Origin of the sequence: Giesbergeria anulus (assembly GCF_900111115.1) — a bacterium.
In the GTDB taxonomy this organism is placed as follows: domain Bacteria; phylum Pseudomonadota; class Gammaproteobacteria; order Burkholderiales; family Burkholderiaceae_C; genus Simplicispira; species Simplicispira anulus.
Genome location: NZ_FOGD01000002.1, coordinates 165,039 through 179,926 on the forward strand (window position 1 = coordinate 165,039; position 14,888 = coordinate 179,926).

At 55.6% G+C, this 14,888-nt stretch carries 11 protein-coding genes and 1 tRNA gene; 4 read left to right on the forward strand and 8 right to left on the reverse strand.

The window, feature by feature from the left end; genetic code table 11:
• Positions 1–11: 11 nt before the first annotated feature.
• The 3 genes from pstA to pstS all read right to left on the reverse strand — a co-directional run bounded on the left by pstA (position 12) and on the right by pstS (position 3,034).
• Positions 12–893, reverse strand: a complete 882-nt coding sequence (gene pstA / locus BMX55_RS04685; protein ID WP_091453635.1) for a phosphate ABC transporter permease PstA — start codon at positions 891–893, stop codon at positions 12–14.
• Entirely contained in the window at positions 890–1,903 is a 1,014-nt protein-coding gene (gene pstC, locus BMX55_RS04690; RefSeq protein WP_091454830.1) for a phosphate ABC transporter permease subunit PstC, read from the reverse strand. Before pstC ends, pstA begins: the two co-directional genes overlap by 4 nt.
• An 87-nt stretch (positions 1,904–1,990) precedes the next feature.
• Entirely contained in the window at positions 1,991–3,034 is a 1,044-nt protein-coding gene (gene pstS, locus BMX55_RS04695) for a phosphate ABC transporter substrate-binding protein PstS (RefSeq protein ID WP_091453638.1), read from the reverse strand.
• 216 nt (positions 3,035–3,250) lie between these two features.
• Here pstS and ppx point away from each other — a divergent pair, with 216 nt between their 5' ends.
• Positions 3,251–4,732 (forward strand): exopolyphosphatase, encoded by a 1,482-nt coding sequence (ppx, locus tag BMX55_RS04700; protein ID WP_091453641.1) that lies wholly within the window; start codon positions 3,251–3,253, stop codon positions 4,730–4,732.
• Positions 4,733–4,800: 68 nt separating this feature from the next.
• Here ppx and BMX55_RS04705 read toward each other — a convergent pair whose 3' ends face one another.
• Both BMX55_RS04705 and ppk1 read right to left on the reverse strand, forming a co-directional pair.
• The gene (locus BMX55_RS04705) at positions 4,801–5,265 is read right to left on the reverse strand and encodes a SixA phosphatase family protein (RefSeq protein WP_091453644.1); all 465 of its coding nucleotides are present in this window, start codon (positions 5,263–5,265) and stop codon (positions 4,801–4,803) included.
• Entirely contained in the window at positions 5,262–7,379 is a 2,118-nt protein-coding gene (gene ppk1 / locus BMX55_RS04710) for a polyphosphate kinase 1 (protein WP_245751285.1), read from the reverse strand. Before ppk1 ends, BMX55_RS04705 begins: the two co-directional genes overlap by 4 nt.
• Before the next feature lie 776 nt (positions 7,380–8,155).
• Here ppk1 and BMX55_RS04715 point away from each other — a divergent pair.
• Complete coding sequence (locus BMX55_RS04715) at positions 8,156–8,482, forward strand: hypothetical protein (RefSeq protein WP_091453651.1); 327 nt, start codon at positions 8,156–8,158, stop codon at positions 8,480–8,482.
• A 17-nt stretch (positions 8,483–8,499) separates the two neighbouring features.
• On the opposite strand, the gene glmM is transcribed toward BMX55_RS04715, so the two are convergent.
• The 3 genes from glmM to BMX55_RS04730 all read right to left on the reverse strand — a co-directional run bounded on the left by glmM (position 8,500) and on the right by BMX55_RS04730 (position 10,993).
• On the reverse strand, positions 8,500–9,834 hold the full coding sequence (gene glmM, locus BMX55_RS04720) for a phosphoglucosamine mutase (RefSeq protein ID WP_091453655.1): 1,335 nt from the start codon (positions 9,832–9,834) through the stop codon (positions 8,500–8,502).
• Positions 9,835–9,932: 98 nt separating this feature from the next.
• Positions 9,933–10,008, reverse strand: a tRNA-Lys gene (locus tag BMX55_RS04725).
• A gap of 91 nt (positions 10,009–10,099) precedes the next feature.
• Positions 10,100–10,993, reverse strand: a complete 894-nt coding sequence (locus BMX55_RS04730) for an NAD(P)-dependent oxidoreductase (RefSeq protein ID WP_091453659.1) — start codon at positions 10,991–10,993, stop codon at positions 10,100–10,102.
• A 100-nt stretch (positions 10,994–11,093) separates the two neighbouring features.
• On the opposite strand from BMX55_RS04730, the gene BMX55_RS04735 reads away from it, so the two are divergent.
• Positions 11,094–13,277 carry an O-linked N-acetylglucosamine transferase, SPINDLY family protein gene (locus BMX55_RS04735; RefSeq protein ID WP_091453661.1) on the forward strand — a complete coding sequence of 728 codons (2,184 nt, stop codon included), beginning with the start codon at positions 11,094–11,096 and terminating at the stop codon, positions 13,275–13,277.
• 222 nt (positions 13,278–13,499) lie between these two features.
• Positions 13,500–14,849, forward strand: a complete 1,350-nt coding sequence (locus tag BMX55_RS04740) for a dicarboxylate/amino acid:cation symporter (protein WP_091453664.1) — start codon at positions 13,500–13,502, stop codon at positions 14,847–14,849.
• Positions 14,850–14,888: the final 39 nt, after the last annotated feature.

Below are 14,888 nucleotides of genomic sequence, written 5' to 3' on the forward strand. Positions count from 1 at the left end.
CAGTCCTTGTCTTATTTTTGGCGCGTCAGCACGCGCGCCAGGATATTGAGTCCGAGTACCGCCAGAGTGATCAGGAACACACCGGCCCAAGCCAGTTGCTGCCAGTTCTCGTAGGGGCTCATGGCAAATTTGAAAATCGTTACTGGCAGGCTGGCCATCGGTTTGGACAGGTCTGAGTTCCAGAACTGGTTGTTCAGCGCAGTAAACAGCAGCGGGGCCGTTTCACCAGCAATACGGGCAATGCCCAGCAGCACCCCAGTAATCACACCAGCACGGGCGGCGCGCAGCGTCACCATCGTAATTACCCGCCACTTGGGCGTGCCCAAGGCATAAGCGGCTTCGCGCAGACCTGCGGGCACCAGCAGCAGCATGTTCTCTGTGGTACGAATGACCACCGGAATCACAATCAATGCCAGCGCCAAAATACCGGCATAGGCCGAGAAACTCTTAAAGCGCGCCACCACCACCGCATAGACAAACAAGCCGATGACGATACTGGGGGCCGAGAGCAAGATGTCATTGACAAAGCGGGTGGACGTGGCCAGCAAGCTGCGTGGGTTGTATTCGGCCAAATAAATGCCCGCCATGATGCCAATGGGGGTGCCCACCAGCGCCGACAGGGCCACCATGACAAACGAACCATAGATGGCGTTAGAAATACCGCCCACCTCGTTGGGTGGTGGCGTCATCTCAGTAAACAGGGCGATACTCAAACCACCCACACCCAAGCGGATGGTTTCCCACAAAATCCAGATCAGCCAAAACAGGCCAAAAGCCATCGCCCCCAGTGACAGCGTCAGTGCCACTTGGTTGACGCGCTTGCGGCTGTTGTAGCGCGCTTGACGCGCTTGGTTTTGCTCTGGGCTGTGGGCCGAAGCGGGTACGGAACTCATGTGCGTGCTCCTTCGTTCTTTTGCAGACTGGCCAGCAACACTTTAGACAAGGCCAACACCACAAAGGTAATGAAAAACAGCACCAAGCCCAGATAAATGAGCGATGCTTGGTGCAGGCCCTCGCCCGCTTCAGCAAACTCATTGGCCAAAGCCGAGGTAATGCTGTTGGCGGCTTCAAACATCGACAGCGAATCGAGCTGGTTCATGTTGCCAATCACAAACGTGACAGCCATGGTCTCGCCCAGCGCTCGGCCTAGGCCCAGCATGATGCCACCGAGCACACCCGTCTTGGTAAAGGGCAGCACCACTTTCCAAACCACTTCCCAAGTGGTCGAGCCTAGCCCGTAGGCCGACTCTTTGAGCAGCGGTGGCGTCACTTCAAACACATCGCGCATCACCGAGGCAATGAACGGAATGACCATGATGGCCAAAATAATGCCAGCGGACAAAATACCAATACCTACCGGCGGGCCAGATACCAGTGCGCCCAAATAAGGCACACCTGCAAACAAGGCTTGTAGCGGCTGCTGCACATAGGTGGACAAAATGGGGCCAAACACCATCAGGCCCCACATGCCATACACAATAGAAGGCACCGCTGCCAGCAATTCAATGGCCGTGCCCAGTGGGCGCTTGAGCCAAGCAGGCGAGAGTTCGGTCAAGAACAGGGCAATGCCAAAACTAACCGGCACGGCAATCAGCAAGGCAATGATGGACGTGGCCAAGGTGCCATAAATCATGACCAAGCCGCCGTACTCGTCTTGCACGGGGTCCCAGACGGTACTGGTCAGAAAACCCAGCCCATATTTGGAGATAGAAGGCCAAGCCCCGGCCACCAGCGAGGCCATGATGCCCAGCAACAGCAACAGCGTCAGGATGGCGGCCCCACGGGCCAGCCAGCCAAACAAGCGGTCGGCCAACATGCCAGAAATCAATGGGTTGTGGGGGGGATTAGGCTTGGGTTGCACGCGGGGCTCGGTATGAACCGACGTGCTCCCGCTGACGGGCATCATGGTGGACACGTGGAGTCGCCTTGAGAGTGGGATAAAAATGCAAACAGCGGGGCAGCACTGGCATCAGCGCCACCCCAGCAAGGATTACTTGTAAGCGATGGCCTTGCCCGCAGCATCCTTGATGTTCTCAGCCCAAGACTTGGCAACCAAGTCTTTCACAGCCGCTGGCAGGGGCACATAGTCCAAGTCGGCAGCGGTTTTGTCGCCGTTTTTGTAGGCCCAGTCAAAGAACTTGAGCGAGGTAGCTGCATCCACCGCCTTGTCGGGGGTCTTGTGCATCAGGATGAACGTGGGGTTGGTGATGGGCCAAGTGGCCGCACCGGGCTGGTTAGTCAAGATCAGGTAAAAGCTCTTGGGCCACACAGCGCCAGCGGCAGCCGCCTTGAAGGCATCATCTTCAGGGGTCACAAAATTACCCGCTGCATTTTGCATCTGGGCATAGACCATCTTGTTTTGCTTGACGTAGGCGTATTCGACATAGCCAATCGAATTGGGCAGGCGACCCACAAAAGCGGCCACGCCCTCGTTGCCCTTGCCACCGGCACCGGCAGGCCAGTTGACCGCTGTGCCTTCGCCCACTTTGCTCTTCCACTCAGCGTTCACCTTGGATAGGTAGTTGGTAAAGATAAAGGTGGTGCCAGAACCATCCGCGCGGCGCACTGGAGCAATGCTGGCATCGGGCAGGGCCAAACCGGCGTTGATGGCTTGGATGGCTGGGTCATTCCATTTAGTGATCTTGCCCAAGTAGATGTCGCCCAGCACTTGGCCGGTGAGCTTGAGCTGTCCGGGAGCAATGCCCTTGACGTTGATAACGGGCACCACACCACCAATGACCATTGGGAACTGGGTCAGGCCCTTCTTTTCGAGGTCATCTTCTTTCAAAGGCATGTCTGAGGCACCAAAGGCCACGGTTTTGGCTTCGATCTGGCGCAGACCGGCACCCGAGCCTACCGATTGGTAGTTGATCTTGACGCTGGTGGCTTTGTTGTAATCGGCTGCCCATTTGGCATACAGCGGTGCGGGGAAGGTAGCGCCTGCACCCGTAACCTCTTGTTGTGCCAGCGCACCAGAGAATGCACCAGCACCAACAATACTAGCCACCAGCACGCGAATCATGGACAGTTTCATAAAAGAGACCTCTTAGGGTTGGAAAATACAATTGCTACCAACTCTAAAAGCCGTTTGTGACACCGTTGTGACACCCTTCACCAACATCTAACACCACCCCCACACTGAAGAAATCAAGTGCAGAATGCACCACGTCACTGCTTATGTGACAACCTCGTCACAGTAGTGTCATGATTTCTGCATAGTCTTCAGGCACCGGCCTACCCGCACAACCCCATGCAAAACGCAACATTGCTCGCTGCTGTGGATCTTGGATCCAACAGCTTTCGCCTGGAAATTGGCCGCTTCGAGCACGGCCACATCCAGCGCGTTGAATACCTCAAAGAGACCGTGCGCCAAGGCAACGGGCTGGACGAAGACCGCAACCTGACGCCTGAGGCCATGCAGCGCGGCTGGGATTGTTTGGCGCGCTTTGCTGAGCGGCTGACCGACTTTCCACGCGCGCAGGTGCGGGCCGTAGCCACGCAAACCCTGCGCGATGCCCGCAACCGCGAGATTTTCTTGCAACGGGCCATTCAAATTTTGGGCTACCCCATTGAAGTCATCTCTGGCCCCGAAGAAGCACGACTGATTTACCAAGGCGTCTCACGCATGTTGCCGCAGTCCGATGAGCGGCGGCTGGTGGTAGATATTGGTGGCCGCTCCACCGAGCTAATTTTGGGCCAAGGCTTTACTGCCCACACTGTGGCCTCGTTCCGCGTCGGTAGCGTGGCTTGGTCTAGCCGCTACTTTGACCACGGCAACTTCACCCCCCAAGCCTTTCACACCGCCGAGATTGCCGCCAAAGCCGTGCTAGACGAAGCATTGGTTTCTTACCACCCCAGCACGTGGGAAGTAGCCTATGGCTCCTCTGGCACGGTGGGTGCGGTGGGCGATATTTTGGCGGCGGCAGGCTATTTGCCTGCGGGCACCATCACCCGCGAGGGGCTAGATTGGCTGCAAGAACGCCTGCTACGCGCACAGAATGCCGACCGGGTACGCCTAGATGGCCTCAAAGATGAGCGCCGCGCTGTGATTGGCGGCGGCCTGAGCGTGCTGCGTGCTTTATTTGATCTGCTCGATATTCGGCAAATGCAGGTGGCCCAAGGCGCTCTGCGCCAAGGGGCACTGTACGACCTGATCGACCGCGAACAGCCCGAAACCGACCTGCGCAGTTCTACCGTGCGGGCGCTGATGGAGCGCTTTGCCGTGGATATGCCGCAAGCTGAACGGGTAGAGCGGGTGGCCTGTGGTTTGTTTGCTCAGGCCGCACCCAATGCCAGCGCCCATGCGCAACGCAAACTGGGCTGGGCAGCACGCCTGCACGAGATTGGCTGCCGTATCTCGCACAGCTACTCGCACCGGCATGGCGCTTATATTTTGGACAACACGGATGTGGCGGGATTTTCGCAGCCAGAGCTGCACCGCTTGGGCCTGTTGGTATTGGGCCACCGTGGCAAGGTACACAAGCTAGAGACCGATTTAGACGATGCCATCTTTGCCTTGCAACTGCTCTGCCTGCGTGTGGCCGTCGCGCTGTGCCATGCACGGCGCGAGCCACAGGTGCAAGGGCTACAGCTAGAAGTGCTTGGCAACGGCTTTTTACTGCAAGTACCACCGGGCTGGGCCGAGCGCTATCCGCAATCGGTGCATCTACTGCACGACGAAGTGCAAGCCTGGCAAAAAACCCCTTGGACACTCACGTTAGACATGCCCTAACGCAGCGCCAAGACCCCGCCTATCACCCACGCCCGTCGACAGGGTGAGGGACAGGGTGAGGGTGGCTGTTAGAGCAGTTCTGGCGACTGCACCGTGAGCAGCACGGTTTCGGTTTGCTCCAACTTTTGGCGCTGACGCAGCCACCAGACGGCACCCTTACGGATAGAGCATTCTCCAGCCTGTATGCCCAGCAACTGCGCTGCCACCTGCCCCAGCATGGGCTGGTGCCCCACCACCAGCACAGCCCCCTTGGCATTGGGCCAGCGTGCCAGTTCTAACAGTTCTTGCGGCGAGCCATCGGGCAGCAACTCAGCGCGCAACTTGTATTTGCGCTCCAAGGCGCGCACCGTTTGCTCAGTACGCACTGCCGGACTGGCTAGCACACGCAGGCCATCGGGCAGGTGCTTGTCCAGCCAAGCGCCCATGCGTGCTGCCTGTTTCTCGCCACGCGGCGTGAGCACGCGCTGCAAGTCATCTTGCCCCTCCGCCAAATCGAAGGCTTCGGCATGACGCCACAAAATCAAGTCCATCATGTCAAGCCTTTGTTGTTGGTTAGACGGGCTGTATAACGCTGCATGAGAGCGTCTTGCGCCCCCGTGCCAGTACCGGCATTGCAGTCTGCTTGGCAGGTATTGGCATAGACGCCATCTGGTTGCAAAATCCACGCATCACGGTTATCGCACAGGTAGGCGACCAGACATTCGTCCAGAATACGCTGGCGCAGTTTGGGGTCGGTGACGGGCCACGCCACCTCTACCCGACGCATCATGTTGCGGTTCATCCAATCGGCGCTGGACAGGTACAGGTCTTCTTGCGTACCGGCACGGAAGTAGAACACCCGGCTGTGCTCTAAAAAGCGACCAATGATAGAACGCACCCGAACGTTATCGCTCACGCCCGGCACTTGGGCGGGCAAAATACAGGCACCGCGCACAATCAGGTCAATTTTGGCACCATGCTGACCCGCCTTGAGCAGCGCTCGCACCAGCACCTCATCGGTCAGGGAATTCATCTTGGCCACAATCCGGGCATCTTTGCCTTCGGCTGCGGCACGCCCCACCTGCTCAATCTTTTCTATCATGCCCCGGTGCAAATGGAACGGTGCCACCAGCAAGCGGCTCATTTTGGGCAAACGGTTCTGGCTGGCCAAGTGGTTAAACACGTTGTCCATATCTGCCGTGGTGTCTTCGTCGGCGGTCAGATAGCTCAGGTCGGTATACAGGCGCGCTGTGCGCGGGTTGTAGTTGCCGGTGGACAAGTGACCATAGCGGCGCAACTGCCGCCCCTCGCGCCGGGTAATAAGCAACAACTTGGCATGGGTTTTTAACCCGACCACGCCATACACCACTTGTGCCCCTACCGATTCCAGCGCCTCGGCCCAGTTGATATTGGCTTCTTCGTCAAAACGGGCTTTTAGCTCGACCACCACCAACACTTCTTTGCCACGGCGCACGGCCTCGCGCAGCAGGTCGAGCATTTGTGGATCAGAGCCGGTGCGGTAGATGGTCTGCTTGATCGCCAGCACTTGCGGATCATTCACCGCTTCACGCAAAAAGGCCAGCACGCCATCAAAACTCTCAAAGGGCTGGTGGATCAGCACATCGCCTTTGTTACGCAATTGCGTCAGGATGGAGCCGCTCTGCGGCATCTGGTGCGGCCAGCACGGCACTGAACGCGGAAAAACCAGTTCAGGCATATCGGCCAGATCAATCAACTGGCCCAAACGCACCAGATTGACTGGCCCATGCACCCGGTACAAGGCTTCGGTGGGCAAATTGAACTGAGCCAGCAGAAAATCAGCCAAAAACTCCGAGCAGCCTGCCGACACCTCTAGCCGCACCGCCTCACCATAGTGGCGCTGTTGCAAACCTTGGCGCAAAGCGGTGCGCAGGTTGCGCGCATCTTCTTCGTCCACCGCCAAATCAGAATGGCGCGTGACGCGAAACTGCGAAAACGCCGTGACTTCACGCTCTGGGAACAAATCGACCAGATGCGCGCGCACCACGCTAGACAAGCTGACGCACTGCACGCCCTTAGCCACGCTGGCGGGCATACGGATCAGGCGCGGCAGCACCCGTGGGATTTTGACAATGGCAATCTCATTCTCGCGGCCAAAGGCATCGCCACCTTTGAGGCGCACAATAAAATTGAGCGATTTATTAGCCACCTGCGGAAAAGGATGCGCCGGGTCTAGGCCAATAGGAATCAGCAGCGGGCGCACCTCGCGCTGAAAATACTCGCGCACCCACTGGCGCTGCGCTGCATTGCGCTCGCCATGCGGAATGATACGGATGCCGTGGTCAACCAACGCGGGCACCAGCTCATCGTTGTAGAGTGCATATTGCCGCTCCACCAAATCGTGTGCCTTGGCCGCCAGCGCCTTAAAAGAAGCTTGGGTATAAACCCCTTTGGTGTCACCAGTGCGGGCAGCGGCCAGATGGGGGGCGGCACGTACCTCAAAAAACTCGTCGAGATTAGACGAGACGATGGTGAGGTAGCGCACCCGCTCTAGCAAGGGCACATCAGGGCGCACCGCCCAGTCAAACACGCGCTCGTTAAAGGCCATGATGCTGTGATCACGATCGAGCAAAGTAGCAGGATGCAAGGCAGGTGGTTGGGCAGCAGCGCTGACAGGATGCGACGCCATCACGACGGGATCCGCAGAAAGAGGTGGCATGGCACAGGCAGAATTCAAGACTAATTGTGACAGTATTGGTGCAGGGTGTGTCAGTTTCATGACGCCCATCATGATAGGACAGAGAAACAAGGGCAAGTGCCTATCTTTGCTGCACAACTGGGCATTTGTCCAAAGCAGAGCGAAACTTGCACAATCTGATCAAAGCATTACGGTGTGTTACGGCACTGCCATTTTTTCTGCTCTTCGCCACTGTGTACGGCTTGTACGGCTTGTACGGCTTTTTTGGTTTTTGCCTGCATCGCTGTGTGCTTTACTGTCTGGGTTTGACTGCTAGAGCAGCACAGCCAAGCCCAGCAGCGCACGCAGGCTTCTAGGGTGGCGAATGACAATGAACATGCCCTCGCCAAACGACACTTTTGGGGTTTTACCACCGTCACCATCCGCATAGCCCAAGCCTTGGATATACGCACCACCGCCAAGGGGGGTAGAAACCCAAGCCTAACGCGCCTTTTTATTGGCGCAGGGCTACAACGAGGGCCAAGGCTATCTGCTCAGCAGCCCCTTGGCCACAGCAGCCTTTGAAGCACTGCTGTCCACAGCCGGCTGATCGCTTTACTTTCCGCCACAATTGGGCGACGATCAGGCATCCAGTGCGCCTGACGTACCGGCACAATACGGAAAGCGTAAATTATTACCAAATACCCCCATCAGACAGCCCGCTGATCCGGTCTCCCTTTACCCGGCAAAGAGCCCTGATGGGCGGGACATTTTCAGGAGAGAGAACTATGGCTACCATCGCCGTCACCCCCACTGCCATTGCCCCCCAGGCCCAAGCCCAAATAGCTCGTCGCGAAGCCCAACAGGCCGAGCAAGATGCCAAAACACTGCAATCCAAGGCTCAAGATGCCCAGCGCACCGCCAATATGGAACAAACGCGTGCAGATCAAATTAACCAGCAGGCCGAGGACGCGGGCCAGCGTTCCGATGCAGCCAACAGCAATGCCACAGCCGCCGAGGCCAATGCCCGACGCAGCACGCCTGCGGCGGCCTCACGCATCAATGTGAATGGCACCGGGCAAATCACCGGCGTCTGGGTAGATACCAAGGCCTAAACCGCATCACCCACGAATTAGCCCATGCGTGCTGCTTGGCTCAACCGTTCGGCACAGCGGCTGGCCACGGCTTGGTCGGCGGCCTCCACCATGATACGCAACACCGGCTCGGTGCCGCTGGGGCGGATCAACACGCGCCCAGATGCGCCCAATTCTGCCTCAACGGCTTGGGCCTCTTGCACCAAGCGGGTGTTGGCGCGCCAATCTTGTCCCAAAGGCACACGCACATTGAGCAGCACCTGCGGAAACAGCGTCAGCCCCGCCAACAATTGAGCCATGGTTTGCTCACTGCGTGCGCAGTATTGCAATACCTGCAAGGCACTGACCAAGCCGTCGCCGGTAGTTTGGCGGTCTAACGCCAACAAGTGGCCTGAACTCTCACCGCCCAACACCCAGCCGTGGCGAGCCAACGCTTCGAGCACATAACGGTCGCCCACCTTGGTGCGTTCCAACTTCACACCCCGTGCGCGCAGGGCCAACTCTACGGCCATATTGGTCATGAGGGTGCCCACCACACCGGGCACATCCTCATCACGGCCCATGCGGTCAATAGCCATCAGGTAGAGCAGTTCATCACCGTTGTACAGGCGGCCTTGGGCATCCACCATTTGCAAGCGGTCGGCATCACCATCCAAGGCAATGCCGTAGTCGGCCCGGTTGGCACGCACTGCCCGCACCAAGGCATCAGGGTGGGTGGCACCCACTTCGTGGTTGATGTTTAGGCCATCCGGTGCGCAACCAATGGCAATGACTTCAGCACCCAGCTCATGAAACACCTTGGGAGCGATATGGTAGGCAGCACCGTGGGCACCATCGACCACGATTTTCAGCCCCTTGAGGGTCAGATCGTGCGGAAAAGTGCTTTTGCAAAATTCAATGTAACGCCCAGCCGCATCGTCTAGGCGGCGGGTTTTACCCAGTGAGGCCGAATCGGCCCACACCGGCGGCTGCTGCAAGGCAGCCTCCACTTCCAACTCCCAAGCGTCGGGCAGTTTGCTGCCTTGGGCGCTGAAAAACTTGATGCCATTGTCATGGTAGGGATTGTGGCTGGCACTGATAACCACGCCCAAACTAGCCCGCTGCGCACGGGTGAGGTAGGCCACCCCTGGTGTAGGCAACGGCCCCAGCAACACCACATCCACCCCAGCAGAATTAAAGCCCGATTCCAGTGCGCTCTCTAGCATGTAACCAGAAATGCGCGTATCTTTGCCAATCAGCACCGTGGGGCGCTCTTGTGTGCGCTTGAGCACCCGGCCCACCGCATGGGCCAATTGGAGAACAAAATCAGGGGTAATGGGATGCTGGCCTACCGTGCCCCGAATGCCATCGGTGCCGAAATATTGACGTGTCATGCGATACTGCCTAGTGAGAGAGCTGCACACGCAGCCGGATAAACATGCGCCAAAGCGAAAAGCCCTGTTATCGTTTGATAACAGGGCTTTGCTGTGAGTGGTGGGTCCTGAGTGGCTCGAACACTCGACCTACGGATTAAGAGTCCGCTGCTCTACCAACTGAGCTAAGAACCCACTATATAAATTGTGTCGCTTGCTGCGAAGAACTCAATTATGCACTATTTTTGCGGCACTTGGCAAAGATATCTAAAAAAATGGGAGCCGCTTAGGCCATACCATTGCGCTGGGCCAGCTCTAAGAACAATGCACTTTGGTCTAGATCGGCCCAGCCATGGTCTGCGGCCTGAGCGTATAGCCCAGTCAGTAGGCCGGTGACTGGGGCCTCAAAGCCCAGCTCTTGGGCGGTAGCGATGGCATTACGCATATCCTTAAGCTGCACACTGACCCGCCCCCGTGGCGCAAAGTCTTGCTCTACCATGCGCTGACCATGCAATTGGAGAATGCGGCTATCGGCAAAGCCACCGCTGATGGCCTCGCGCACTTTGGCCATGTCGGCCCCACCCTTGGCGGCCAACAACAATGCCTCGGCCACAGCCCCAATGGTGATGCCGACAATCATTTGGTTGGCTAGCTTGGTCAGTTGCCCCGTGCCATGCGGGCCGACATGGGTGGCTCGCCCCAGTGGTGCAAACACCGGCTGGGCACGGGCAAAATCTGCCGCCTCGCCCCCCACCATGATCGCCAAGGTACCTGCTTGAGCCCCCACCGTGCCGCCAGAGACAGGCGCATCCAGACAGCCCACGCCTTGCGCTTGCAAACGGGCGGCATGGTCACGCGCCTCACGGGGTTGGATAGATGCCATATCCACCCACAGGCTGCCCGGACGCATGGCAGCTGCCACCCCTTGCTGGAACAACACATCGGCCACCACTGGGCCGTTTTCTAACAGACTGAGCACGATATCTGCCGCGTGCACGGCATCGGCAGCATGTTCATGCACCACAGCACCCGCAGCAGCCAGCGGCTCGGCTTTGGCACGGGTGCGGTTCCAGACCTGCACGCGGTGCCCAGCAGCACACAAACGCCGGGCGATGGGCAGGCCCATCATGCCAATGCCCAGCACAGCCAGCGACAGGGGAGGTGCCTCATTGATTTGCATTTGATTGAACCCTTGACCACAATTGAACCAGCATGCGATCATACAACAGTCAATTAACTAAAGATGGCGTTTCTTCTTTCATCAATTTATCTACTAAGCTATGCGCGATTCTTTAAAAGAAAGAAATATTTTTCTTATCGAAAAATTATGCAAAGAAATTAAAAAATTTGTTAAGCAAGAAAAATGGAGCAATGTCGAGATTAGCTGCAAATCATTACTGCAATTAAATGAAAATCATTGCATAGCACACGAAAATTTACCGCTCGCTCTTGCCAACCAAGGAAAAAAGAAAGAAGCAAAAATAACATACGAAGAAGCACTTAAAATTTATCCAAATTTCGGAAACATCATTACCAATTATTCTATTTGCTTAGGTGATCTTGGTCTATTTGAAGCATCAGCCATACAAGCAGAAAAGGCTGCCGTCCAAGACCCAAACAATCTGCTTTATCAGATCAACTGGATGGCTGCATCTATCAAAAATAAAAAATATGGAACTGCAATCAAGATAGGAGAAGAAATAGCCAAGCTACCTGACATCAGACCAGAAATAAAAAATATCATACTGAACAACCTAGCCAACGCTTATCGAATCACTGGAAAATTAAAAGAAGCAGTAGCTATTTTTCAGCAGGCAATATATCTTGCACCAGAGCTATTAGACACCCACACCAATTTACTCCTTACCATGCACTCGGAGCCAACGGTAAGTGACATGGACATCTTCGACGCCGCAAGAAACTACTCTCAGCAAGCAGAAAAAATAGCAGCACAAACACCACCACTGCCCACCCCAAAAGACAAAAATCCACACAAGATACTGCGCATCGGCTTTATATCCCCTGACTTCAGAAAACATCCCGTCCTTTATTTTATTGAAGGCCTACTCGCCCAATTAGACCGCAATAGATTTTATGTGGAATGCTTCTCCTTGAGCCACCAAGAAGACGAGGCAACAGAGCGCATTATCAGTTACAGTGACAAATTCTTCTTGATTGCAGGATGGAAAAATTTAGATCAGGTAAATTTCATTCGGAATCGCAATATTGATATTATGATTGATTTAGCAGGCCATACTGCTGACAGTGGATTGGCTATTTTGGCACACCGCTGTGCTCCAGTTCAGGTGACTTGGCTTGGGTTTCCTGGAACCAGCGGACTCCGTACCATCGATTGGCGAATCACAGATCGAGTAGCCTCGCCTGCGTCTGATGACAATTTTTATACAGAACGTTTAATTCGGTTACCCAAGATTTTTTGTGCTTATCGACCATTGGCGCGCTGTATCCCATTACGCTACACTGAACCATACCAAGTCAGAGAATCACCTGCCCTCCATAAAGGCTATATCACTTTTGGCTGTTGCAATAGCCCTGCTAAATTTTCTGATGATATTTTAAACCTCTGGAGCAAAATTCTTCTAGAACTTCCTACATCACGCCTACTAATTGAGGCATCAGGAATATCTGAGGATGAGCCAAAAAATCAACTAATGAGTCGTTTAACTGGCTGCGGAATCCCAGAATCACGCATCATTCTTATCCACAGAAATCCTGATAATCAATACCTCACCTACCACGATATCGACATTGCGCTCGATACTTATCCACTCACGGGCGGCACCACTACGTTCGATACCCTGTGGATGGGTGTGCCACTCGTCTCCTTGGCAGGCTCTGGATTTAGATCCAGAATGTCTACATCTATTATTAGCGCCCTTGGATACCCACAATGGATTGCCCAAAACCCTGATGAATATGTACAGATTGCCAAAAACTTGAGTCAGAACCTATCACACCTGAACAGCACACGACTACAACTACGGCAACGTATGCAAAATAGTCCGCTGATGGATGAGCTTGGATTTTCACGTATTTTTGGTCGAATGCTGCGAGACTTGTGGTGGCACTGGCTGACAGACCACGAACACCCTGCCAATCCTCATATCCGAACACATGAAAGAGTCACTCTGTACCAACAGCAGTTTGCAAACTGGCGTCAGAGCGAGCCACTAAGTCAATCCTCAATCCGTGTCTGCCTCTCTGCGGGAAAGGCTATTACATTAGAGCAAGCATATGCACATCTACATGTGCTACTAGAGCGTGCGCAACAATCGCTGAATATGCCAGAAGCATGCAATACGCTGGAAAGATGGGCATGGACTATCCTGGCAGCACGCCCCGATGACAGACGGGCAGTACTGGCATTAGCCCACTGTGCACAAGCGCGAGGACAGCAAAGCACGGCAGAGACGCACCGAATGCTAGCCGATTCATTCACCTAAACACCACATTCAAAACGCCACATTAATTACATAGTAGCTATTTAGTACCGCAAAGCAACCAGACCACATTGCACACCTGCTAGGAGCTAGAGGACCAACATCAGGGTAAACCCCAATGTGGAACCCCACACTTGGCTAAATAGTGCCTCCCCCCTATCGTCACGGGTATCGGCCAGCGCTGCTACCAGCGCTGTTTCCACTCACTTTTAGCAGGGGACACCCATGTCGTCACCAACAGCGCAGCGCAAGCCGCTTTATCAATCCCTTTATGTTCAGGTACTGATCGCAGTGATCGCGGGCGTGTGCTTGGGCCACTTTTATCCGCAACTGGGGGCCGATATGAAGCCCTTGGGCGATGGCTTCATCAAGCTCATCAAGATGATCATTGCCCCGATCATTTTCTGTACGGTGGTGGTGGGTATTGCCGGTATGGAAGACATGAAAAAAGTCGGCAAAACCGGCGGCTTGGCTCTGTTGTATTTTGAAGTGGTCTCTACCTTGGCGCTGATCATTGGCTTGGTGGTGGTCAATGTGCTGCAACCGGGCAACGGCATGCACGTCGATCCCAGCACGCTCGATACCAAAGGCATTGCGGCCTACACCGCCCCTGGCAAAATGCAGGGCACGGTCGATTTCTTGCTGAACGTCATCCCCTCCTCGGTGGTCGATGCCTTTGCCAAGGGTGAAATCCTGCAAGTGTTGCTGTTCTCGGTGCTGTTTGGCTTTGCGCTGCACAAGTTTGGTGGCCGTGGCACGCTGGTGTTTGACTTTATCGAGCGCTTCTCCCATGTGCTGTTTGACATTGTCGGCATCATCATGAAGGTAGCCCCGGTCGGTGCCTTTGGTGCGATGGCTTTTACTATCGGCAAATATGGTGTGGCCTCGCTGTTCTCGCTGGGCAAGCTGATGGGCGCTTTTTACCTGACCTGCCTGCTGTTTGTTTTTATCGTGTTGGGCACCATCAGCCGCCTGCATGGCTTTAGCATCGTCAAGTTCATCCGCTACATCAAAGAAGAACTGCTGATCGTGCTGGGCACCTCGTCGTCCGAATCGGTGCTGCCACGCATGATGGAAAAACTGGAAAATCTGGGCGCACGCAAATCGGTGGTCGGTTTGGTGATTCCCACAGGCTACTCTTTTAACTTGGATGGCACCTCCATCTACCTGACGATGGCAGCGGTGTTCATCGCCCAAGCCACCGACACCCCCATGACGCTGACCCAGCAACTGACGCTGCTGGCGGTGCTGCTGCTCACTTCCAAGGGCGCGGCAGGCATTACCGGCAGTGGCTTTATTGTGCTGGCAGCCACGTTGTCGGCGGTCGGTGGCGTGCCGGTGGCCGGCTTGGCGCTGATTTTGGGCATTGACCGCTTTATGTCCGAAGCCCGCGCCCTGACCAATCTGGTCGGCAATGGCGTCGCTACCTTGGTAGTGGCTAAATGGACGGGCGATTTGGATATGCAGCGCTTGCAGCAAGGGTTGAATTCACCCACGATGATTGAGGCGCAAGAGCCAGAGGCTCTGATGGACGAGCGCGAAGAACACATGGCCGTGGCACCTGCCACCCGCTAAACACTACGGACATAACCCCAAGCCGTGGCAGACTGTTGT